This window comes from Candidatus Enterococcus huntleyi, from assembly GCF_009933175.1.
GTDB classification, from domain to species: Bacteria; Bacillota; Bacilli; order Lactobacillales; family Enterococcaceae; genus Enterococcus_K; species Enterococcus_K huntleyi.
In genome coordinates, this window is sequence record NZ_MAEJ01000032.1 from 46442 (window position 1) to 69856 (window position 23415).

The following is a 23415-nucleotide window of genomic DNA, read 5'->3' on the forward strand; positions in this document are numbered from 1 at the left end:
TAGGAGTCAACGAACGCGAGTAAGAACGTATGTTTGTTTTTCGCGCTAATTTTATGGAACAACAGAGAAGAAAACTTGTGAACTGCCTTATTCTTTAGTACAATAATAGGGTAGGCTTACGGAGGTAAAACACTTTTTTACTCGAAGTGATGATAGAAATCGTAAGCGAGTGTTTCACAACTCAAAGAATCATTTATAGGCTAAAAAATGTCATCAAGCAAGTTGTTGAGGTCATTCATTTTACTCTATAAATCTGAACGAAGGAGAGTATCTACTATGAAAGTAATTTTTCTGCAAGACGTTAAAGGAAAAGGCAAAAAAGGGGATGTGAAAGAAGTCCCAACTGGTTATGCGCAAAACTTCCTATTAAAAAATAATTTAGCAAAAGAAGCCAATAAAGGAAGTATCAGCGAGTTAGAGGGTAAGAAGAAAGCACAACAAAAACTTGATGAAGAAGTGCTACAAGAAGCTAAAGATTTAAAAGCTTTCTTAGAAAAAGAAGAAACGGTTGTTGAATTAAAAGCCAAAGCTGGGGAAGATGATCGCTTATTTGGGTCAATTCCGTCGAAACAGATTGCAGAAGGCTTGAACAAACAATACCAAATTAAGCTTGATAAAAGAAAGATTGAATTGGAGAATCCGATTCGGACGTTAGGCTTTACAAAAGTTCCTGTTAAGTTGCATACAGAAGTGACAGCAACGATTAAAGTCCACGTGGTCGCTGAATAAGGAGCCTATTTATCACAATCACAGATAGAGAGTCTGGGACAAAAATTATGTTCCGGGCTCTTATTGTACTTTAAGGTAATTTCTTGTAAAATAGATAGACTGATAAAAGGAGCGATAGATATATGAATGAAGTTTGGCAAGATCGTGTTCCGCCTCAAAATATCGAAGCAGAACAGGCAGTTTTAGGTTCAATATTTCTTGATGCTGAGACGATTATTGATGCAATGGAATATATTGAGCCAAAAGATTTTTATCGGCGAGGGCATCAAATTATCTTCCAGACTATGATTGCTCTGAATGATCGGAATGAAGCGATTGACGTCATTACCGTTAAGTCACGTTTGGAACAGGAGAATTTATTAGAAGATGTGGGTAGCCTGAGCTATCTTTCTGATTTAGCAATGTCGGTTCCGACGGCGGCTAATATTACCTATTATGCCAAGATTGTTGAAGAGAATTCACTGTTGCGTAATTTGATTCAGACGGCTACGGGGATTGTTACCAAAGGCTTTGAGCAGGGTGAAGATGTTCAGTCGATCTTAGATGATGCGGAGAAAAGCATTTTAGAGGTCTCTGAAAAACGGAATCGTAGTGGCTTTTTATCGATTGCAGAAGTCTTAAATACGACGATTGAAAATATCGATCAATTATCAAAAAATAATGAAGAGATTACTGGATTACCGACTGGCTACCAGGCGTTAGATAAAATGACGGCGGGTTTACAAGCGGAAGAGTTGATTATTTTAGCGGCTCGTCCGGCGGTTGGGAAGACGGCTTTTGCTTTAAATATTGCGCAAAATGTCGGCACTAAGACGGATCAGTCTGTGGCTATCTTTAGTCTGGAAATGGGGGCGGAATCCCTTGTTAACCGGATGTTGTGTGCGGAGGGTTCGATTGAAGCGAGTCATTTGCGGACAGGTCAGCTTTCAGAAGAGGAATGGCAAAACCTGATTGTCGCTATGGGAAGCTTATCGAAGGCGAATATCTATATTGATGATACGCCGGGGATTAAGATTTCTGAGATTCGTGCGAAATGTCGTAAACTGGCTCAGGAAAAAGGCAATCTGGGCTTAATTTTAATTGATTACTTGCAGCTGATTGAAGGAACGGGACGAGAAAACCGTCAACAAGAAGTTTCTGAAATTTCCCGTCAATTAAAGAAGCTGGCGAAAGAGTTAAAAGTGCCGGTTATTGCCTTGTCACAGCTTTCACGTGGCGTGGAACAGCGTCAGGATAAGCGTCCGGTCTTGAGTGATATTCGGGAGTCTGGATCGATTGAGCAGGATGCGGATATTGTGGCTTTCTTGTACCGTGATGATTATTACGATCGAGAAGGCGGCGAGGATGACGATGGGCGCGAGGCACCGCAGAATGATAATGTGGTGGAAGTCATTATTGAAAAGAACCGTAGTGGGGCACGTGGGACAGTTGAACTGTTGTTCATTAAGGAATACAATAAGTTTTCTTCGATGTCACCGAGAGAAGATTTTTATTAAATGGTGATGGAATAAGACGTTTATATACTCGTAGAAAAGATCAATGGATGCGGAAGATTGATCTCTTTTCTATGAGTTTTTTTGTCGAATGAAGTGGAAAGCTGTGTTATTTATTTGATTAATAGTGGCGGATTGGGGGGCTACGAGGATAGTTATTTTGAGGGAAAAATCTTAACTTTTTGAAAATAAATCGGAATAATTGGCTGTAAAAAAGAATAATGTTCGGATTTTAACGATAAAATTAATTTAATCATTTATAATATTCGAATTTCATTGAAATGTAGTGGGTTTATTGATACAATTATTCAGGATTGAAAAAATAAAGAATGAGGTGCTTAAATGTCATCTGTAGTAGTTGTAGGAACGCAATGGGGCGACGAAGGTAAAGGAAAAATCACGGATTTTTTGAGTGAAAATGCTGAAGTTATTGCTCGTTATCAAGGTGGAGACAATGCAGGACATACAATTAAGTTTGATGGTGTGACATACAAGTTACACTTGATTCCTTCTGGGATTTTTTACAAGGATAAAATTAGTGTGATTGGTAACGGCGTGGTCGTGAATCCGAAATCATTAGTTAAAGAATTAGCGTATTTAAAAGAGCATGGTGTGGTGACAGAGAATTTACGTATTTCTGACCGCGCGCATGTCATTTTACCTTATCATATCAAATTGGATCAGTTGCAAGAGGATTCAAAAGGTGATAATAAGATTGGTACCACGATTAAAGGGATTGGCCCAGCGTATATGGATAAAGCAGCGCGTGTTGGAATCCGTGTGGCTGACTTATTAGACAAAGAAATTTTCGAAGATCGTTTGAAAGTTAATTTAGAAGAAAAGAATCGTCAATTTGTCAAAATGTTTGATGATGAAGCTATGAGCTTTGATGATATTTTTGAAGAGTATTATGAATATGGTCAACAAATCAAAAAATACGTAACAGATACTTCAGTTATCTTAAATGATGCACTGGATGCTGGTAAACGCGTGTTATTTGAAGGCGCTCAAGGCGTTATGTTGGATATCGACCAAGGAACCTATCCGTTTGTGACATCTTCTAACCCTGTAGCCGGTGGTGTGACGATTGGGAGCGGCGTTGGTCCTTCTAAAATCAATAAAGTTGTGGGTGTTTGTAAAGCGTACACGTCACGTGTCGGTGATGGCCCGTTCCCAACTGAATTATTTGATGAAACAGGGGAACAAATTCGTACGATTGGTAAAGAGTTTGGTACGACAACAGGGCGTCCGCGTCGTGTCGGTTGGTTTGATTCTGTTGTGATGCGTCATTCTAAACGTGTTTCTGGGATTACCAATCTTTCGCTAAACTCAATCGATGTGTTGAGTGGCTTAGAGACAGTCAAGATTTGTACGGCTTATGAGTTGGATGGGCAAGAAATTTATCATTACCCAGCAAGCTTGAAAGAATTAAACCGTTGCAAACCGATTTATGAAGAATTGCCAGGCTGGTCTGAAGATATTACTGGCTGTAAAACACTAGCTGAGCTACCTGAAAATGCTCGTAACTATGTACGACGCGTTTCAGAGCTTGTAGGCGTGCGTATTTCGACGTTCTCAGTGGGACCTGATAGAAATCAAACGAATATCTTAGAAAGCGTTTGGGCGCAAATTTAGGCTTATTTTCTAAATGCGCTAGAAAGCTCAGCTAACTCAGTGGGTTCGTTAAAGAATGCAGGTGTGACAGAAGCGACTTCTGGTGCCTGACTTATTTCAAAAAGGGGAGATGACAAGAGGGTTGTCAGGCTCCCCTTTTTGTCATAGTAGTGGTAAACTGTAGAAAAAGAAAAACGAGGAGGGAACCAGAGATGTATCAAATTATCACAGACTCCTGTTGTGACCTACCATACGAGGTTTTGGAGGAACATAATATTGTATTTATTCCAATGTTCATTACCCTTGATGGGAATGAATATGTTGATGATTTAGGCAAAACCTTTGATCAAGAAAGTTTTTTAGAAAAGATTCAAAATGGCGGCTTGCCGTCGACGAGTCAAATTAATGTGGGCCGTTATTTGGAATACTTTAAAGGCTATGTCGACAAAAAGATTCCTTTATTATACGTGGCCTTTTCTTCAGGAATGAGCGGTTCGTACGAAAGTGCTTGCCAAGCGGTTGAAATGTTGAAGGAAGAGTATGATGACCCTTCTATCTATGTTGTAGATACGCAGGCAGCTAGTTTGGGAGAAGGGGTATTGGTCTTAGAAGCGGCGCGTTTACAGAAAGAGGGTCGATCTATAGAAGAGACAGTCAGCTGGTTGGAAGAAAATAAAAGCAAGGTTCACTCTTGGGTGACGGTTAATGATTTGAAGCATTTAGAACGTGGCGGTCGAATCTCAAAAACAGCTGCAGCTTTGGGTGGCTTATTGAATGTTAAGCCGATTATTAACGTCAGTCCAGAAGGAAAACTAGAAAATGTTGACAAGGTTCGCGGACGTAATCGCGCGCTAAAAACAGTGGTGGATGAAACGATGAGAACAATCGTGGCACCGCTCACTCAAACCATCTATATTGCTTATGCAGGGGATCAAGAAGCGGCAGAAAAAGTTAAACAGCAATTACTTGAGACAAAAAATGTCGGTGGAGTAATCTGTTATCCTTTAGGCCCAACAATTGCGAGTCATACGGGTTACGGCTGTATCGCTGTTTTTTCAATGGGGATTACGAGAGAAAAATAAGACAAGAGTAATCTAAGAGTAAGCGCAGAATTATCAGAAGAAAATAAAGAGATAAAAATTATCAGAGAAGAATGACAAGAAATCGAAATGACTGAAAGAATCAAGCCATTATTTGCAGCATCAAGTACTTGCGACATGTCATAGATTGACAATTTATTTAATAACAAAAAAACTTTTCCCGGAATTTCAGGAAAAGTTTTTTTGTTATGCAAGAAGCTCAAATTTTTAGGCGAATAAAACAGCCATGCGTTCTTTGACTTCAGGATTTTCTAAGAATTCATCGTAGGTTGTTTCAGCACGGTCAACGACCCCTTTATCAGAAACAGCAATAATGCGGTTTGCTAAGGTTTGAATGAACTGGTGATCGTGTGAAGCAAAGAGTAATGAGCCAGTGAAGGCCATTAAGCCATCATTTAGCGCAGTGATTGATTCTAAGTCTAAGTGATTGGTTGGATCATCAAGGACCAAGACATTTGATTTAGAAAGCATTAATTTCGATAGCATACAACGGACTTTTTCGCCCCCTGAAAGCACGTTAACAGGCTTCAAGACTTCTTCCCCAGAGAAGAGCATCCGGCCTAAGAAGCTACGTAAGAAGGTATTGTCGTCTTCTTCTTTGCTAGCATATTGACGGAGCCAATCCAAAATTGGTAATTGATTATCAAATTCTCTAGAATTATCTTTTGGTAAGTACGATTGCGTCGTTGTAACGCCCCAACGAACTGAGCCAGTGTCAGGCGTGATTTCGCCCATGATAACTTTGAACAGAGTCGTTGTAGTAATATCATTGTTGGCAACAAAGGCGACTTTATCTTCTTTGTTTAGAGTGAAAGAAATATCGTCTAAGATTTTTTTACCATCAATTGTGACGCTGACATTCTCTAATTGTAATAAATCATTACCGATTTCACGTTCTGGCTTGAAGCCGACAAATGGGTAGCGACGTGAAGAAGGTTGGATATCGTCTAAAGTAATTTTTTCTAACATTTTTTTACGAGACGTTGCTTGTTTTGATTTTGATGCATTGGCACTAAATCGAGCAATAAAGTCTTGTAATTCTTTGATTTGTTCTTCTTTTTTCGCATTTGAATTAGCTTGTAATTTAGTGGCTAATTGGCTTGATTCTAACCAGAAATCATAGTTTCCGACGAATAATTTAATTTTACCGAAATCTAAATCGGCCATGTGTGTGCAGACTTTGTTTAAGAAGTGACGGTCATGGGAAACGACAATCACAGTATTTTCAAAGTTGATCAAAAATTCTTCTAACCAGTTAATTGACTGAATATCTAGTCCATTGGTAGGCTCATCTAGTAGTAACACGTCCGGTTTGCCGAAAAGTGTTTGCGCAAGTAAGACTTTGACTTTTTGACCAGCTGTTAATTCGCCCATTGTTTGGTGATGGAATTCTTCGCGAATATTTAAGCCTTGAAGTAACATCGCTGCTTCAGGTTCAGCTTCCCAGCCATCTAATTCAGCAAATTCTCCTTCTAACTCAGCGGCACGAATTCCGTCTGCATCAGAAAAGTCTTCCTTCATATAAATCGCATCTTTTTCCTTCATAACTTCATACAGGCGTTTGTGGCCCATAATTACCGTTTCTAAAACGGAATATTCTTCGTAGTCAAAGTGATTTTGTTTCAATACAGCCATACGTTCATCGGGTCCTAAGCTGACCGTCCCAGTCGTAGGTGCTAAGTCACCAGATAAAATTTTTAAAAAGGTAGACTTCCCAGCACCGTTTGCCCCAATTAGGCCGTAACAGTTACCAGGAGTGAATTTAATATTTACATCATCGAACAGTTTGCGGTCTGAAAAGTTCAAACTGACATCATTTACAGTAATCAATTGTTTTCCTCACTTTAATCAAGATTGACGCTAGGTCTCTTAGCATTATATCGGGGATACGTGAAAGTTTCAAGGTAACTCCGCCCTTTTCATGTAAAAATTGCTGAAAAACAACGATTCTGCAAAAGTTTCACGTGAAACGCTCAGAAATAGAGAGAGATTAAGGAAATTGTAGAAGAAGGGATAAACAGTTTACGTGAGAAAGGCGAGTGATAAATATTTTTTAGGTTAGCCGAAAGAAAGTGGTTTCTTTTTGAAAATTATGCTAAAGTAGAATAAGAGAAATCAGTTGTTCAAATAGAGGGATAACGGATGAGAAACGGACTGGCCGAGTAAGCTATTCTTTTAAAACTAGCAGGCAAAAAGTATAGAAGAGTAAAAGGCGTCAGTAGAAGTGCAAAAGGAAATAAAAAGAGTAAATAATAAAATAAAATGCGTAAGAAGCGTAATAAGTAGAGAGTAGAAAGGAGAATGATAGATGGTTGATTGGTTACTAAGTCTGGCTCCGTGGCAACAGGCGCTAGTGGGGACAGGTTTTACTTATTTCATGACGGCGTTGGGCGCGGGACTAGTTTTCTTCTTTAAAGAAATCAAAAAAGAGGCGCTGAATTTAATGCTGGGCTTTGCCTCAGGCGTGATGATTGCGGCGAGTTTCTGGTCGTTACTGGATCCAGCGATAGAGAAAGCTACAGAAAATGGCGATATAGCGTGGTTAGTGGTGAGTATCGGTTTTGGTTTGGGAGGGTTATTTCTATATATTTCAGACAAAACCATTCCTCATATGCACTTTGGTCCGAATAAGGAGAAAGAGGGCTTACCGAGTCATTTGAAGCGGACGATTCTATTGGTGTTCTCGATTACCTTACATAATATTCCGGAAGGTTTGGCAGTGGGTGTGGCTTTTGGCGCTGCCGCCAATGCCGCGAATCCGACAGCCGCCGTTTTAGCAGCTGTCTCCGTTGCTTTGGGTATTGGGATTCAAAATTTCCCAGAAGGAGCGGCTGTTTCGATTCCGTTACGACAAGAAGGTTTAAGCCGTTGGAAGGCCTTCTTATATGGGCAAGCCTCGGGGATTGTTGAACCGATGGCGGGCGTTGTAGGGGCTTTATTAGTCACTCGTGTCAACGCATTATTACCGTATGCCTTAGCTTTTGCAGCAGGTGCAATGATCTACGTGGTTGTAGAAGAATTGATTCCAGAAGCGCAACAAACGCTCTCTAGCAAGCGCCATTTCGCTGTCTTCGGCGTAATGCTCGGCTTCATCATCATGATGATTCTGGATGTGGCGTTAGGGTAAATGAATAAGAAATTAGCAGAAATAGTAGCCAGCCACTGGCTACTATTTTTTTCAGAGAAATCATTTTTATACTTGAGATAAGAAGAGCGGATACTCCAGAACTGAGATAGACAACAGGAATCAAGTTGCCTATAATAAGATGAAAAAGGGGGCTAGCCATGAAACCAACTATCTTAACGAGAATCGCACCGATTCTCGCGTATCCCATCGGATTTCTACTGATTTTGGTCACGCTGAGCATTCAGTCAACCCATCAGATTGCTTTCCCAAGCCATCTTGGCTTATCGCTGGCGTTGACGGTTTGCGCATATCTAGTTTGTTATTTATTTCAGGGTCAGGTAGTTCAACGATTTAGCTATGTCTTACTTGCTATTGCGAGTTATTTTACACTTATCGAAACGAGTCCGCTACTGGCAAATATAGCCTTACTGCCGGTCTATTTACTCCTATTCGTTTCGTTTGTACCGAAGGAGCGTTACCTTTTATTTGGTAATTTAGCCATCCTTTGTTTTGGCGTATCCGTCGCTTTACATATTCCGGTGCTGACGTTATATATAGTTCCGGTCATGCTGAATTATAGCTATCAACAACACGTTCAGCAGGTTCAAAAACAGAGACAACAGCTGCAGCTACAACCACCTGTTCAACAAGCGGGTCAACAGCAACTGGAGCACGCCTCTCAGCTTTGGTCGAATAAGGTTTTTACGCGAATACTGATGGCTAGTGTGCCCGCGATTTTTATCGAATGTTTCCAGATCTTTGAGGCGCTCTCGCCGATGCGACTACTGACGAATATTCAAATGTACGCTTACACCTTCAACTATACCTCTAGCTATCTTATTTTAGTGGTCTGCTTGGTGATGTATCTTAACATGAATACTCGATTATTTCGCCCAGATTTCACGAGCCAGTATTCTTTTGGCGTGACGCTGATCAGTTCAATCGTTGGGATTGCGCTGTTATGGAATCAATTGACAGTCTGGAATCTAGCCGGTAGTGTAGTGGCTTATGGGGCGTTACTTGCTCTAGGGTTACTGGTTAGAAAGCAGTCTTTATATCAAACAGAAGCCTTGACTGATTTTCATAGGACGAGTCGACAGTGGCTGCCTAAACAAGTTATTTATTATGGCTTAAAAAATGATTTAGTAGGCTTTCAGAAGCAAATTAATCAAGAGCTGCACGCGTCATTAGCCTATGATTCTCTAGTATTTGAGTCACTAATTGAGGACTCACGAGCGACTGACGGATCGACTTCAGGGAATTTTACACTAGTGGTAAAAGAGGGTGAGCAGGTTTTAAGCTTTATTTCGGCAACAGCGTTTCCTAAAGATGTCTCAGCTTATCAGGTGATTGGAAAAGAAATTTTACGCGTCGTAGCGGATTTCCCTAAGTATGCTGAAGAGCTACAGCAATACAATATGAAGGAGCATTCGAGTTCGTTTTTGGAGCAGATGAATTTCCGCAAAGAGCTGTCGTATTACCTGCATGATGATGTTTTGCAGGATTTACTGGCAGCCAGTAATATGGTTTCGAATTTGCAGACGGAGCAGGTGGCAACGAGAGATTTAATTCATGCCACACTGACCAATTTAAATGATTCGATTCGCGATCAAATGCACGAGTTATTCCCTTCTTCCTTGAGTGATTTGTCGTTTGAACAAAATATCGCAGTCTTGGTTGAACAGATGAAACGGCGTTTTCCAGGGGCACCAGCGATTCGTATTCAGCAGACGATTGATCACAAATTACCCGAAGATGTCGCGTATTTCTTTTATCTGAGCATCCAGGAGCTATTAAATAATGCCTGTAAACATGCCCACGCATCAATGGTGATTATTTATCTGAAACCAACACCAAAGACGTATCATTTAGAAGTGCAGGACGATGGCGATGCACTACCGGAGCACTTTTTAGAAGCAAAAACTTCTAAGCACTTAGGCTGGACTAGAATTCAACAACATATCGAGGAATTTCATGGGACATTTGCGATAGAAGTCTTACCTAAAGGCAAAAAATTTGTTATTCAATTACCGAGAAGGAGAGAATTATGAAGATAGTTATGGTGGATGACCACGAGTTATTCGCGAAGAGTATTGAGCTGATTTTAGGGGAAATTGCGACCTCATTTACCTACTGTTCCCATACTGAGGATATTATTCCCTTCATCAAAGCCCATCCCTGCGACCTCGTGTTTATGGATATTCATTTGAAAGATAAAAATGGTTTAGAGGTTGGCGCGGCTCTTTTAGAGGAAATGCCTGAGTTAAAATTAGTCTTTTTGTCTGGCTACGATTTAGCGGAATACCACAATCAAGCGATTGGAATAGGAGCTAAAGGGTTTCTAAATAAAAACACTGCACCGGCTGAATTTATCGATAAAATAGGCCGAATTAAAGCTGGCGAGACTATTTTCCCTAAAAATGACCACGAATATACAGAAAAATTAACGGACCGCGAAAAAGAAATCCTGCAATGTGCCGCTAGCGGTTTGACGCAACAAGAAATCGCTGAAACGCTCTACATTAGCCGGCGGACAGTTAATAATCACTTGCAGGCAATCAACGAAAAGCTCAGCGTCAATTCGACTATTTCAGCGATTGTGCGAGGCATCGAGCTAGGGCTAGTTAGCTTGGCTAATAATCGATAAAAGGATGTTCGCTATAAAAAGAGAATAGAAGAGAGGAACAGTCGCTACAAATGCTCGACTGTTCCTCTTTTTGTGGTGATCTCGTTTCTCTAAAGGAAGGCGGTAAGGGATTTTTAATTTGATAATGAGTTAAATAAGGGAGGATTTTTTATATAAATAGATAGCCAAGCGTCTAGTATTACGGATGAATACGTGTTAGTGTCAGATAGATAGTACTAGAAATCCGATGCCGCTTGCTAGAGAAGAGCTGCTCGAGATTTTGAAGAAAGCCGCCGGATAGAACGAAAAAAGAAAGCTCTCATCACCTTTTATATTGGGAAGGAGAAATGATATGTGTAAGAAGTCGCTTGTAAAAGCATACCCAGCTGTGTTTAAGAAAGAAGAGCAAGGTGGGTATTTTATTGATTTTCCAGATGTTCAAGGAGCATATACAGAGATTCATGACGATGACGTCGCATTTGGCATAGAAATGGCCGAAGAGGTTCTAGGGTTAGTGTTGGCTGATTACATTGAGCATGGGGATTCTTTACCTGAAGCGAGTTCTATCAATCAACTTAGGAATGAAGAAGATTCGTTTGTCATGTTGGTTCGAGTTGATAGAGAGAAGTATTTGAAAGAGACAAAATTGATGTAAAGCATAGAGAAAGCCGTACCAATGAATCAAGACAAAAAATGAAGGGAGCAACGTTACAGAAACGTTCACTCTCTTCATTTTTATTTTAATCTATCTTCGTTTAATTTGCAGTCCGAATGGGTTTGATCGTTGCTTGGTTAGAATTGAAGCGTTGGATTACAAGCGAGCCGGCCAGAAAAACGAGACTAAAAGCGATGACAATTAAGATGTCAGTGGAGTTAGCGCTTAGAGATTCACCACCGACCCACGCGTTACTTAGGGCAGAAGATAGGCGAACGACTGGGTTGACCATTTCTAAAATGTTGCGTAGGTTTTCTGGGAACATTGCTACAGGAATCGCTAATCCGCCAGCAAACATTTGTAACATGAAGAGTCCAAGTCCAACACCTGAAAAAGTCGTCGCTTTCTTGATGAGGGCTGAGAGTAACATGGTTAAAGTAAATTGTAAGAAATGTGCCACAACCAGAATAACTAAGCAAGGAATCAGGTTATTCAGTGGTAAGCGGATGCCGTCAAAGACGACGCAGAATGTTAAGAAAAATGCGATTAAGATCAGCTCCAAGACCAATAAACAAAGGAATAAGGCCACCGAATACTTCATTTTGCTGATGCCCATCAGGCGGAATTTGATCAGATTTCCTGATTCCTCCGCGCTGACTAGTAACATACCAAAGATGTTCATGACGGCATTCAAGATGATAATTAATAGATAATTTGGAATCAAATATTGGATCATCGCTTGGGTGTCTGGCCCTGTATTGAAGAGAGTCGAGAAAGCGATGTAGAAGCCGATGGGCATTAAGAAGGCAAAGATAATGCCGGTATTGTCACTGACGATTCGTTTCATGCTGTATTTGAATAATGCGTTATTTTTTTTCATGGGTAAGTTCTCCTTTTTCTCCTAATGTATAGCCGATTGTTTTCAAAAAGGCTTCTTCAAAGCTGTAATCTTTCAGTTGGATATCAAATCCGCCACAGTTTACGATGGCGCCATAGACTGCTTTTTCTTCGGTTTTCGTGTAGTTCAAGACAATTTTGTTGCCACTTGTCGAATGCTCATAAGGGAAATGCTCGTAATCAAAGTTTGAATCCATCAGGAAGACGGCACTACGTTTATCTTCAAACGCCTCTTTGACAATGTCAGCGACCGTGCCTTCTTTGATGATGCGCCCTTCCTCCATGACCAACACGCGATCAGCCAGGTATTCGACTTCATCTAGGAAATGGCTGGTTAGAACCATTGTGATTTTCCGTTCCTCTTTAATCTTTTTCAATAAATCCCAGATCATTCGGCGAGCAACGCTGTCCAAGCCAGTCGTAATTTCATCGAAAATGATGAGTTTTGGATTGCCAATGACCGCTAATAAAATGGAAACCTTTTGTTTTTCGCCACCCGATAATTTATCTAAGTAGCCATTCTTCAATTTCTGAATTTGGAATAAATCCAGCAGCTCATCGACCGTTTCATTCGATTCATATAAGGCGATGTACAGCTCAATAATTTCTTTCACCTTGATGCCTTTTTCAAATATTGAGGTTTGCATTTGAACATGCACGTTCTTCGGTAAATCCTTTTTATCAAAGCTATAACGAATCTCGCCTTCGCTGGGAACCAGATCGACGATGGCTTTGATCAAGGTACTCTTGCCGGCGCCATTGTGACCCACGATTGAGACAATTTCGTTTTCATTCAATGAGAAAGTCACATCGCTCAAGGCATTTCTAGGTTGGTTTTTATAACGTAAGTAAAGATTTTTGCAAGTTAACATATGTATTCGCTCCTTTTTGTTTGTGTTGTTCTTCTTCTTGAATACATCATATCATCGGCCCAAGATGCGCACATGAGTAATTTGTGCAATCTTCATAATTTGAGAATTTATTTTAAAATTAGTTCCAGTTGTGCACCAGGAACGCTATCAGATAGGCCACTAGACAATTTCTAGACAAGCTATCTGAAAAGTGTGAGGAGCGCTAATAAAATACCGAAAAGAAATCCAATAAGAAAAATCATCAAAAAGTTCATTAAGAGAGTTCATTAAGAACGACCACTAAGAACGACCTGGAGAAAGTTAATTAGAAAGTTGAGCAAAGAGCGAATAAAACTCTCACCCACACAGCTGGTTTGTCGCACTATTTTAGACATAATTTTATACGTAAAGTCTACTTATATAATAAAGCTATTAATGGAGTAAGGATAGATGGTAAGGCTGATTTTTGAGGCAAGGTTGCTGATCGAGTAAAAATTAAGGCTGATAATGGCCCTTATATAGAAGGAAAGATGAATGATTCGGGGAAGACTTCGGAGGAAATAGCTGGCTAGAGTACAAATAAAGAGCCTGCACCTTGGACAGCGATGGTTATCGTGTCTAATAGGTGAGGCTCTTTATTTCCTGTTTCTTGCTTAATTATTTACGTATATATGAAACGTTTAGTAGTAACGTCTTGAGTGACCGCGACCGGTAATCATTCGAACAATCCAAACAGCGATAGCGATTGGGATGAGTAATTTAATGGCAAACCAAAGCAATCCGCTTACGATACCTAGCACGGCGCTTAGGATAATTCCACCGCCGATACAAAGGGCAACAAACATTAAAACTGTAACAACTGGATTATTATTTCTCATGGGAACTTCCTTCTTTCTTGTTTTCTATATACGTAGTTTATCAAACAAAAAGAATGCTGGCGTCCACCTTAAGACCTATTTTTAGCTACGACTTATTTCAGATATAGTGGGTAAGAAGTTGTTGTTTAAAAAGTTATGCACAACTCAGTGGCTGAATACCATGAATCGTGAGGAAAAATGAAGCTTCAAAATAGGTCGGTGAGTTATGCACAGCTGTTTATAACGAAAATATAGAAAACAAGCAAAAAATCATATGAAAATCGTAAAAATTAGCGGAAAATCATCAAAGAGAAACGATAAATATGCGAAATGAGAAAAAAGTAAAGGATTTTGAATAAAGTTATCAACTGTGGATAAATATTCTTTCGGAATAAAACACTGAAAAATTCAGATAATAATCGTCCTTTCTTGTGGAAAAATATTTTATTTTTCCGTTATTTTAAAATTTCAAAATAGACTTATCCACAACAGGTGGATAAGTCTAAGAACGAATTAGTTAAATTTTTTATTTTGATTAGGTTGAAAGATAATTCTTATATAAAAGGATTTATTTTCATTTTGATTAATTTTTTGAACGAATCAAGAGTGGATATCAAAAGTACAATAATTCCCTATTTATATATCAAATTTGTTATATAATTTGATGAAAATAGAGGCGTGCACGCTGAATTTAGTGTTAATTCTTCTAAAAAAGAGAAATTGATATTATGTTATTTTAAATTACTGAAAATAAATATACTAACAGCACTGTTTTTCTATTAGTTGCTGGAATATCTTAATAAATTAGCTTAAAATCAAGGTTTTTAGCGTCATACTGGCAGATTTACTTAATGCCTACTGAGTAATATTTTATTTTTATATGGAGATTCTATGGGAATTTATGTTTTTTTACTATAAATCATTTTTTTATCTGATTGATCAAAAAATGAATAAATATTCGATAATTCTGAATAGAAATTGGCTGAAAATAATTAGTGAAATACCTAACAAATAGGCTTATAATAGAAGAGACAAAAGAGCGTTGAGGAGGGTTCAAGAATGAAAGCAACGATTATGAGTGAAGATTTTTTAACTGAAGGCGGCTGTAATGCCTGTGCACCGGTACGGAGTGTGACCTATTTAGTAGAATTCTCGGAAGGACGTCCTGAGACAATTGAAGAGTTAGATGTGGAATCTCTTGTAGTAATGTTTGCTTTAAAAACAGGCTGGAAGCAAGCGATGATTATGACAGATGACTTTGAAGATGCTATCCAATTCAAGAAGGATCAAGCTAAAGTTGTGCAGACTGAGGATTATAAGAGTTTGACCTATGCGTCAAATGGGACTGTAATTAAAGCAGCAAAAAAAATAGATACATTGGATCAGTTGGCAGAAAAAACAAACGAAATTTTGCAGACTTTCTTTGGCGTAGAGCCAGTCGAATTTGAATTCAATGTCTAAACGAGTCACAAAGAGAAGAAATGACGGACCAATCATTCGAGAAGAGATGAAACTTGTCGCTTGTATGATTGAGCTGTACTACAAGAAGAATCAGGGTGATATTCCTGAGGGGCGGATGGCTAGCTATGCTGAGAAGCGCTTAGCATTCTGTCAATTTGGCGAAGGGAAAACAACTTGTCAAAAATGTCCAGTTCATTGTTACCAAGAAATTTATCGTGCCCAAATGAAATTGATTATGCGCTATTCAGGACCAAGAATGTTACTCGTTCATCCGATATTAACGCTGAGACATGGATTTCGAGGGCTAACAAGAAAATTATCTTAGTATAGTAATGGCAGACAAGTTAGATAACACAGCTTAAGCAGATAAACCTAGCAAATAGAATAGATAGAAATAATAGAATGACTAGAACCAATAAAAAAGCACGTTCAACGAATGATCATCCATCCGTTGAACGTGCTTTTTTATTTTTAATGAACGGTGTTTCCCTTGATATGCTTGACTAAATTCAAAAAATGTTACACGTGAAACATTTTCCGAAAATCAGTTGGTTCTTTTTCAAGTCCTTCATATTTTCTGGATTTATTTATTTTGTATGTAAAATTTTAGGGCTCATTGTGAGTTTTAGCTTTATTTTTGCAGTCTATTTTTCGTAACTAATCGATAGGGTTTAGCGAAAAAAATCCTTTTCAGAAAAAAACCTTACTATTTCTAAAAATAAAATTTTGTTTTTACAGTTAACTTACGTTACTACTAATGAAGGCAAAAATAAATTTAGGGTTGGAGGAAAATCATGAGTATCACTGGAGATTTAAAGAAAAAGAGTTCGTCATGGAAATATATCAAATGGGAAGACGTATATGTGGCTAAATATAAGAAGAATTTTCTGTTGATGCATTTAGACTACGTGTCCACGAATAAAAGCAAAAATAAAACTAGTAAGGGAGGAAAATGATATGAGTCAGTCAAGGCTTACAGTGAGAGAACTTTTTCAGGAGGATTTTGATAAGCTAGAAAAGCAAATTCAACACCAATACTTGAAGGATGGTTTGGCAGATGTAGCGTTGCAACAACATCGATGTCTGCAAATTAGAAGTCGTTTTACTGGAATATTACGGATGGAGTTGTACGGGGAAGAACTGATTAGAGGGATTTATTTGCATGGTTATCGGGCAGATGAGCAGTATTGGCCGGTGAGATTGTATCCCTATTTTAGGAAGTATTTTTCAAATAGGGAGGATAAGCAGATTACTGAAAATTTCAGATATTCTTTTAATTACCAATTAAAGGTTACTGGTGAGCTGGCGGTGGATATGGAATCATTGATTGTGAGTGAGGAAATTCGGGATGAATCGATTGTATTATTAATGAAATTATGATGAATGAAGGAGAGCGGGGGAGTCATGGAGAGGATAATATAACAAGGTAAAGGCACGCGATGAGAGAGAATCTTGAAAGTGAAGAGTTACATGCGTTGCTGACTAATAAAATAAGGACAGCCAACAACAGAGTGTTTTTCTCCGTCGTTGGCTGTCCTTTGTAGATTTCTTTCGTTTGGCTGACTTATTTTTCTTTCTTGGGTGGCATAATTGTGATGATGATTTTTGCTAAGAGTTTGCGCACGACGGTTACGACCTTATGTTTTGAGAGGACGTGGGTGGCTAACAGAGAGGCGAAGAGTAAGATGCCAAAATGTAACCAAGGGTTTTGAATCCATTGAGCCAAGTAGAGAACTGGACCGATGAAATAAATGTGCAGTAGATAGACGGACAAGGTATTGGCGCCCCAAGGTGTATAAAAGTGCTTCTTACTTTTCACGAGGGCAAGGAATACAAACACAAAGCCGAAGCCGATCAAATACTCGATGATATCTAGTAAAATATTTTGATAGAGCGGTAATTTGAAAAAGCTGAAGGGACGATCGCCCCATAATATTTCTGCGGGAAAGTCTAAGAGATTCCAAGTGATGGCTAGGAGGATTCCAGCTGAAATGATGCCGATACTAGCCAACTTTCGCCAAGGATATTGTCGAATTTTTTCAACGGAAGCTTCGTTAAAAAAGTAACCGGCTAAAAAGTAAGGCGAGAAGCTGAGTGTGCGTGCGAGCGCCATAAATGTGCCGAATTCAGTGACAAATCCTGCTAGAATACCGGCGAGTAGACTGAGCATAAAAACGTGGCGGACGCGGATCAGATCGGGCAGCAGTAAGCGCCAAATGAACATCGTGTAAAAATACCAGAGGGTCCAGCCGGGATTTAAAATCGTAAAGGAATCAATGTTTCCTGATAGAACTAGACCGATACTGAGGATCGAATTTAGCAAAAGAAAGGGAATTAAGAAATTAGTAACGGCTGTTTTGCGGCCTTTATTTAAATTTTTCGAGAAGTAGCCTGAAATAAAGACAAAGACGGGCATGTGAAAAAGATAAATGAAGGTATAAAGTGTTTCTATAAAGGGATTATCTAGTCGAAAGTATTCTAGCGCATGGCCGAAAACGACTAAAAAAATCAGAATTCCTTTGATATTGTCAAATAAAATACTGCGATTTGCTTGATGAGAGATGATGGTCTCCCCCTTTTTATAGTAGGTAGTGGAAGTGTAACACATTTTTATAGGGCATGGATAGGTTTACGTGATATAGTTAGGTAAGGTTATTAAATCAGGTTCGTGGAATACTCTATCGTACATAAAAAAGGAGGCGCCTATGCGCTATTCAGCTAATTTTGTCAAACAGGTCTTTAAAATTGTGAATATGAAAAAATTGGTGGGTAAAGCGATGGTTTCGCCCCCAAAACGTCGAAATATAACTAAAAAACAGCTAGAAAGAACGGATCTAAATATCGTCTATCAAAAATTGGGGACACATGAGCTACTAACATTGTTGCCTGATCAGCCGACGCAAAAACACGTTCTTTATTTGCATGGGGGTGGCTACTCTTTGGAGGCTTCACCATTCCACAAAGACATTCAAGAACGATTTGCTAAGAAATTCAATCTGAAGGTGAGTTATTTTGACTATCCATTGGCGCCTGAAAATACGGCAAAGCAAACAATAGAGACAACGGAAGAGGCTTTTGAGCGATTACAAGAGTTGTATCCAGATGATTTATTTTATTTGTTTGGGGATTCCGCAGGTGGAGGATTGGCAACTGCGCTAGCGCAACGGTTGCGAGATAAAGAAGTCAAACGTAGACCACGACGAATCGCGTTAGTGTCTCCTTGGCTGGATATTTCTTTGAGTGACCCTCGTTCAGACGAATTACAAGAAGCGGATGTTCTGTTGGAGAAAGAATTATTGGCGAAGGCTGGTAAAAACTATGCTGGGGAATGGGCATTAGATGATCCGAGAGTGTCTCCCTTGTATGGAAACTTCGATTTTCTTGGCTATTTATTAGTGATTGCAGGGACAGCTGAAATTTTGTATCCAGACGTTCTTCGTTTGCAACAAAAAATCCAACAATCGACGGGGACCAATCTTCAAGCGACGATTGTACCAGATATGATGCACGATTTTGTGGTCTATCCTTTGAGAGAATCGGTGCAGTATGTCGATCAGATAGGGCAGTTTTTTGGAGCTTGAGTTGAGAGATAGATAAGTGTGGGGAACGAGTGTAGTTTAGATAACTAAGAGGAAAGTTGACCGAATAATGGAAAGAAAATAATCTAACCTATGGGATTATTTTTGGAAAGAATAGTTTATTTCAAGATTTTCAGTTTTATTAAGTTGAAGACAATATCTTTGTACGTTATTTACGTGCCTAGATATTGTCTTTTTCTACTTAAAAGAGAAAAAAAGCACCTACCCAAATTAAACTTAGCTAGGTGCATTTTTATTAAGAAACATAGGTATACACTTTAATATGTTGAGGATAATTTCCCCAAAATTCGCCGAAAAGTGTTAATCCACCAACATTTTTTGAGATTTCTTCTGAAGCGATCCGTAGTGTAAAGAAATCCGAGTTCTCCAACCCTAGCTCATGAATATTTAGATTTGAAGTGGGAATCCCTCCAATACTAGAGTCAAATCGATCTACTCGAATATGTTTTCTTTCTCCGTATTGACTACAGGTATCCGGCCACCAACTAGGAGTCAAACGTCCTCTGACATCTGAGTAATTACCGGAAACAGTATCTACACCAATCTTGTGTTGATTAATGTAATACGTAATATCACTAGGCCAAGTGTTATTCGAAATAGGAAACTCTGAAGAGATTTCAAAACTAATTTCAAGAAGCTCGAGATGATCTTTAGGTTGGATTTGATTTGGAACCTTATATTCAAGATACCCTTTGCTTAACCAAACTAACTCAGCATCCACTCGGTTTGTATCGAGAAATGAGCGTGGTTGATCCCCCATCCCTATGAAACTATCTTTACTAGTTAGGCCACAAGTCGGCTCGACGCTGAAATCAGTAAAGTGGCCAATTTTTACCTCAGTCTCATATTTCCGATAATTGGGAAAAATCTTTTCTGGGAAATCGATTCCGATATTATCTACCCCTAGAGATGCCAGTTTTTGTAGCCCAGACTTGCCTGGAGATCGCCGAGTTTTTACAATGCCACATTCTTCTAGTTGTTTTATGTGCCTAGTGACCATAGCATTACTTATCCGCAATCGCGCTGCTAATTCACCAATATTCATTTCGTGGTTACCAAGAAGCTGAATAATCGAAAGTCGAGTCTCGTTTGCTAGCGCTTGAAAAATTGGTAGTGAGTCTCTAGTCGTGTCTATCCTCATATGGATTACCTCCTTTTGTTTACTAAATAGTAAAATGTAATCGAAAATTTGATTTATATTTCTCTTTTGGTTTACTTAACCGTCAACCGTATTAAGATTTACAATATAACATTGACTACGCTTACAATCGCTGATATTATTTCTTTATTGATTAAACAGTTAAATTCACAATCATTTTAGCACTTGATTAACCATTTAGTCAATAAAATTTTAGGTTAGGGGAAATGTTTATGTTAATGAAAAGAATTGTAAAACGGTCACTGGGTATGGGTATAGGTTTATTAGCAGTTGGTTTCTTATTAGCTGGATGCGGTTCTGCAAAAAAAGAAGTGACTCTATGGAACCCTTTTACAGGTAAAGATGGCGAGTATTTCCAAAAGATTGTCGATTCATACAACGAAACAGATCCAGAATATACAATTAAAAATGTAACTGTTCCTGAAATGTATACAAAAATTAACACAGTTATGAATTCAAAAAAAGATAAAGATGTACCAGATTTAACAGTAATGCACGTAGAGCGGGTAGAACTATTCCAGTCTCAAGGTGTAATTGATCCAATGACAGATGTCATTAAAGGACAAAAGAATTTAAATGAAGATAATTATATTGCACAAGCATGGGATTCTGGTGAAGTAGATGGGACTCGTTATACGATACCTTTAGATGTACATTCATCTCCTGTTTTCTATAATAAGGATCTTCTAGAAAAATATGGACCTAATGTGTTAGATGATGAAGTAATCACAGTACAAGAAATTGAAGAAGTTACGGAAAAAGCAAAAAAGGATAACATCATCACCTATCCAGTAAATCTGGAATCGTGGACATCGTTATCATTTACTACAGAGTTAGGTGGATCTATTGAAAAAGATGGTATGCCTAATTTAAATACTCCTGAGATGAAAAAAGCCATTGAAACATGGAAACATTTTGTAGATATTGGCGCTTGTCAAGAAGATGGTGATGACCCTGTTCAACTGTTCCAATCAGGACAAGCAGTTTTCTTCCAAGATGGAACGTGGGGTATTGCTGGTCATAAAGAAATCAAAGACTTAAATTGGGGAATTACTAATACTCCTGCATTTTCACCTGATAAAATTTCAAACTGGACTTCATCACATCAATTTGGATTGTTGAAAAAAGAACGTTCACCTGAAGTGATTGAAGCAATTGGTGCATTCCTTGAACATGTTAGAAAAAATTCTGAAATCTGGGCAGAATCAGGCCAAAACCCAGCTAGTCGAGTTATTTTTGAAGATGAAGGATATAGTAAATACCCTCAATCTTATTTAGTTAGTAATGAAAAAGAACTAGATTCACTTAAGATTTATAATTTTAAAAATAATGGAATCACACTTGACGCTCTTGGAACCTATGTTAGAGATATGATTTATGGTCGAATTGAAATTGATAAAGGACTTGAAGATGCTCAGAAACAAGCTGAGGATAAGTTAAAAGAGGGTATCTAATATGATGAATAGTGTAGTAAAGGAAAAAGGTAAGGAAAAAAAATCCAGAACAGGTAGAACGAATAATTCTAGACTTAGACCATGGATTTATGTCGGACCACATTTATTACTGTTTTTGATATTTGGTATGATCCCGTTAGTATACGGGATCTATATCTCCTTGACACAATGGGATATGGTTGGAACTGCCAACTTTGTAGGTTTACAAAATTATAAAGAAATTTTATTTAATACTTCTTCTACATTTCACACGCAATTCTTTAGTGGTTTAAAAAATACGCTGATCTATGTTGTGATCAGCGTACCTTGTTTCATTGTATTTCCTTTGTTAATTGCATTGGCTTTAAATGCAAAACCAAAAGGAGTTACTTTATTTCAGTCAATATTTTATGTTCCTGGTTTGTTCTCTATTTCAGCAGTTTCGATTATTTGGATGCTCGTATTTAACAAACGATTAGGACCAATTAGTAATGTTTTTGGTTCAAATGCCAATTGGTTTACAGAGCAGCCATATGCATGGATTGTTATTTTAGTAGTTTCTATTTGGTGGGGAGTCGGTGGAAACATGGTCATTTACCGAGCGGCACTCAATGGAATTTCCAGAGATTTATATGAAGCGGCAGATATTGATGGTGCAGGATCGTTCCGAAAATTTTTTAGTATTACCTTACCATCAATTAAATTCCAGTTGCTTTATACCTTTGTAATGACAACAATAGGTAGCTTTAATATATACGGACAGCCGGTGATGTTGACGAATGGTGGGCCTACCCAGTCTACTACGGTATTAATGATGTATATACGAAATCTTGCCTTCGGAAGTGGTCAATCAGTAGCGGGTATGGCATCCGCAATGGCTGTACTATTAGGAATTGTTATGGTTATAATTTCGGCATTTCAATTTGTTTTACTTAATAGAGATTCAACGAAAGGATAGGGGGAATAAGAATGAAGTTAACAAAGTCGAAAACAGTAGCTTATATATTCCTGATTGCATTGACCGTAATATGGGTAGTTCCATTGATATTTGGTATTTTTACATCATTCAAGTCTGAAACAGAAATAAGCGCCGTTGGGTTTAAATTGTTACCCATCCATTGGACCTTGGGTAATTATGTTGAAGTTTTATCAAATACGACAAATGCGCCAATGCTAAAATGGTACGTGAATTCAATTATTATCTCAGTTACGCATACAGTTTTAGTGTTAATTATTGTCTCCTTGGCCTCTTATGGCTATACAAGAATTAAATTTAAAGGAAGAGATCTTTTATTTTGGGTATTGATGTCAGCATCAATGTTTCCTTCGGTAGTGAATATTATTCCTACGTATAAAATCGTTGATAGTTTGGGCTGGGTAAATACTGTTTGGTCTTGTATTGTACCAGGGCTAGGCGGCGTCGCTAATATATTCCTTGTTCGCCAATTTATGCTAGGCATACCGATGGAATATGATGAGTCAGCTAAGATGGATGGAGCAAGTGATTTTACAATCTATTCGAGAGTTATTTTGCCTTTGATAAAGCCAATCCTTACCGTTGTCGCATTATTTACTTTCACTGGTTCATGGAACGATTTTCTATGGCCATCCATTGTATTTAACGATATCGACAAGATGACTGTGACCGCTGGGTTACAACTGCTTAAAGGCATCTATGGTGATTATATAAAAGTGGGAAGTTTAATGTCTTCAGCAGTATTGGCTTTAGTCCCAACCTTTTTATTATTTCTCTTTGCTCAAAAGTATTTTATGGAATCAATGTCTTTATCAACAGGTGTGAAAGGATAGATGTG

21 protein-coding genes are annotated in these 23415 nt (G+C 38.5%); 15 read left to right on the top strand and 6 right to left on the bottom strand.

Annotation, left to right across the window (positions count from 1 at the left end):
- Nucleotides 1-276 precede the first annotated feature (276 nt).
- The 4 genes from rplI to BAU15_RS14670 all read left to right on the top strand — a co-directional run bounded on the left by rplI (nucleotide 277) and on the right by BAU15_RS14670 (nucleotide 4918).
- Nucleotides 277-729 carry a 50S ribosomal protein L9 gene (rplI, locus tag BAU15_RS14655; protein ID WP_161843472.1) on the top strand — a complete coding sequence of 151 codons (453 nt, stop codon included), beginning with the start codon at nucleotides 277-279 and terminating at the stop codon, nucleotides 727-729.
- Nucleotides 730-851: 122 nt separating this feature from the next.
- Nucleotides 852-2225, top strand: coding sequence for a replicative DNA helicase (dnaB, locus tag BAU15_RS14660; RefSeq protein WP_161843473.1), 1374 nt, complete (start codon nucleotides 852-854; stop codon nucleotides 2223-2225).
- Between the two features lie 339 nt (nucleotides 2226-2564).
- Nucleotides 2565-3857 carry an adenylosuccinate synthase gene (locus BAU15_RS14665; RefSeq protein WP_161843474.1) on the top strand — a complete coding sequence of 431 codons (1293 nt, stop codon included), beginning with the start codon at nucleotides 2565-2567 and terminating at the stop codon, nucleotides 3855-3857.
- A 191-nt stretch (nucleotides 3858-4048) separates the two neighbouring features.
- A complete protein-coding gene (locus BAU15_RS14670) occupies nucleotides 4049-4918 on the top strand; it encodes a DegV family protein (protein ID WP_161843475.1) in 870 nt (289 codons plus the stop codon).
- Between the two features lie 225 nt (nucleotides 4919-5143).
- Here the strand turns inward: BAU15_RS14670 and BAU15_RS14675 are convergent, their stop codons facing one another.
- On the bottom strand, nucleotides 5144-6766 hold the full coding sequence (locus tag BAU15_RS14675) for an ABC-F family ATP-binding cassette domain-containing protein (protein WP_161843476.1): 1623 nt from the start codon (nucleotides 6764-6766) through the stop codon (nucleotides 5144-5146).
- 478 nt (nucleotides 6767-7244) lie between these two features.
- Between BAU15_RS14675 and BAU15_RS14680 the strand changes: the two genes are divergently transcribed.
- From BAU15_RS14680 to BAU15_RS14695, 4 genes are all read left to right on the top strand, one after another.
- A complete protein-coding gene (locus tag BAU15_RS14680; RefSeq protein WP_161843477.1) occupies nucleotides 7245-8063 on the top strand; it encodes a ZIP family metal transporter in 819 nt (272 codons plus the stop codon).
- Between the two features lie 158 nt (nucleotides 8064-8221).
- Entirely contained in the window at nucleotides 8222-10114 is a 1893-nt protein-coding gene (locus BAU15_RS14685; RefSeq protein ID WP_161843478.1) for a sensor histidine kinase, read from the top strand.
- Complete coding sequence (locus BAU15_RS14690) at nucleotides 10111-10710, top strand: response regulator transcription factor (protein WP_161843479.1); 600 nt, start codon at nucleotides 10111-10113, stop codon at nucleotides 10708-10710. Before BAU15_RS14685 ends, BAU15_RS14690 begins: the two co-directional genes overlap by 4 nt.
- 331 nt (nucleotides 10711-11041) lie before the next feature.
- Nucleotides 11042-11344 carry a type II toxin-antitoxin system HicB family antitoxin gene (locus tag BAU15_RS14695; RefSeq protein WP_161843480.1) on the top strand — a complete coding sequence of 101 codons (303 nt, stop codon included), beginning with the start codon at nucleotides 11042-11044 and terminating at the stop codon, nucleotides 11342-11344.
- 100 nt (nucleotides 11345-11444) lie between these two features.
- Here BAU15_RS14695 and BAU15_RS14700 read toward each other — a convergent pair whose 3' ends face one another.
- The 3 genes from BAU15_RS14700 to BAU15_RS14710 all read right to left on the bottom strand — a co-directional run bounded on the left by BAU15_RS14700 (nucleotide 11445) and on the right by BAU15_RS14710 (nucleotide 13937).
- A complete protein-coding gene (locus BAU15_RS14700; protein ID WP_161843481.1) occupies nucleotides 11445-12224 on the bottom strand; it encodes an ABC transporter permease in 780 nt (259 codons plus the stop codon).
- Nucleotides 12211-13113, bottom strand: a complete 903-nt coding sequence (locus BAU15_RS14705; RefSeq protein ID WP_161843482.1) for an ABC transporter ATP-binding protein — start codon at nucleotides 13111-13113, stop codon at nucleotides 12211-12213. The genes BAU15_RS14700 and BAU15_RS14705 overlap by 14 nt, the downstream gene beginning before the upstream one ends.
- A 659-nt stretch (nucleotides 13114-13772) precedes the next feature.
- Nucleotides 13773-13937 carry a hypothetical protein gene (locus BAU15_RS14710; RefSeq protein ID WP_237580209.1) on the bottom strand — a complete coding sequence of 55 codons (165 nt, stop codon included), beginning with the start codon at nucleotides 13935-13937 and terminating at the stop codon, nucleotides 13773-13775.
- 1071 nt (nucleotides 13938-15008) lie between these two features.
- Between BAU15_RS14710 and BAU15_RS14715 the strand changes: the two genes are divergently transcribed.
- The 3 genes from BAU15_RS14715 (at nucleotide 15009) to BAU15_RS14725 (ending at nucleotide 16790) form a co-directional block, all read left to right on the top strand.
- On the top strand, nucleotides 15009-15410 hold the full coding sequence (locus tag BAU15_RS14715) for a DUF4809 family protein (RefSeq protein WP_161843484.1): 402 nt from the start codon (nucleotides 15009-15011) through the stop codon (nucleotides 15408-15410).
- The gene (locus BAU15_RS14720) at nucleotides 15403-15735 is read left to right on the top strand and encodes a nitrous oxide-stimulated promoter family protein (protein ID WP_161843485.1); all 333 of its coding nucleotides are present in this window, start codon (nucleotides 15403-15405) and stop codon (nucleotides 15733-15735) included. The genes BAU15_RS14715 and BAU15_RS14720 overlap by 8 nt, the downstream gene beginning before the upstream one ends.
- A gap of 632 nt (nucleotides 15736-16367) precedes the next feature.
- Nucleotides 16368-16790 carry a hypothetical protein gene (locus BAU15_RS14725; protein WP_161843486.1) on the top strand — a complete coding sequence of 141 codons (423 nt, stop codon included), beginning with the start codon at nucleotides 16368-16370 and terminating at the stop codon, nucleotides 16788-16790.
- Nucleotides 16791-16974: 184 nt separating this feature from the next.
- On the opposite strand, the gene BAU15_RS14730 is transcribed toward BAU15_RS14725, so the two are convergent.
- Nucleotides 16975-18018, bottom strand: a complete 1044-nt coding sequence (locus BAU15_RS14730; RefSeq protein WP_161843487.1) for an acyltransferase family protein — start codon at nucleotides 18016-18018, stop codon at nucleotides 16975-16977.
- 97 nt (nucleotides 18019-18115) lie between these two features.
- Here BAU15_RS14730 and BAU15_RS14735 point away from each other — a divergent pair, with 97 nt between their 5' ends.
- Nucleotides 18116-18991 (top strand): alpha/beta hydrolase fold domain-containing protein, encoded by an 876-nt coding sequence (locus BAU15_RS14735; protein ID WP_161843488.1) that lies wholly within the window; start codon nucleotides 18116-18118, stop codon nucleotides 18989-18991.
- Between the two features lie 253 nt (nucleotides 18992-19244).
- On the opposite strand, the gene BAU15_RS14740 is transcribed toward BAU15_RS14735, so the two are convergent.
- Nucleotides 19245-20150, bottom strand: a complete 906-nt coding sequence (locus BAU15_RS14740) for an ArsR/SmtB family transcription factor (protein WP_161843489.1) — start codon at nucleotides 20148-20150, stop codon at nucleotides 19245-19247.
- Nucleotides 20151-20380: 230 nt separating this feature from the next.
- Between BAU15_RS14740 and BAU15_RS14745 the strand changes: the two genes are divergently transcribed.
- From BAU15_RS14745 to BAU15_RS14755, 3 genes are read left to right on the top strand one after another with little or no spacing between them, the layout of a single operon-like run.
- A complete protein-coding gene (locus tag BAU15_RS14745; protein ID WP_161843490.1) occupies nucleotides 20381-21622 on the top strand; it encodes an extracellular solute-binding protein in 1242 nt (413 codons plus the stop codon).
- A 4-nt stretch (nucleotides 21623-21626) separates the two neighbouring features.
- Nucleotides 21627-22559: a carbohydrate ABC transporter permease gene (locus tag BAU15_RS14750; protein WP_161843491.1), complete on the top strand. Its 933-nt coding sequence runs from the start codon at nucleotides 21627-21629 to the stop codon at nucleotides 22557-22559.
- A gap of 11 nt (nucleotides 22560-22570) precedes the next feature.
- Nucleotides 22571-23410: a carbohydrate ABC transporter permease gene (locus BAU15_RS14755; protein ID WP_161843492.1), complete on the top strand. Its 840-nt coding sequence runs from the start codon at nucleotides 22571-22573 to the stop codon at nucleotides 23408-23410.
- Nucleotides 23411-23415: the final 5 nt, after the last annotated feature.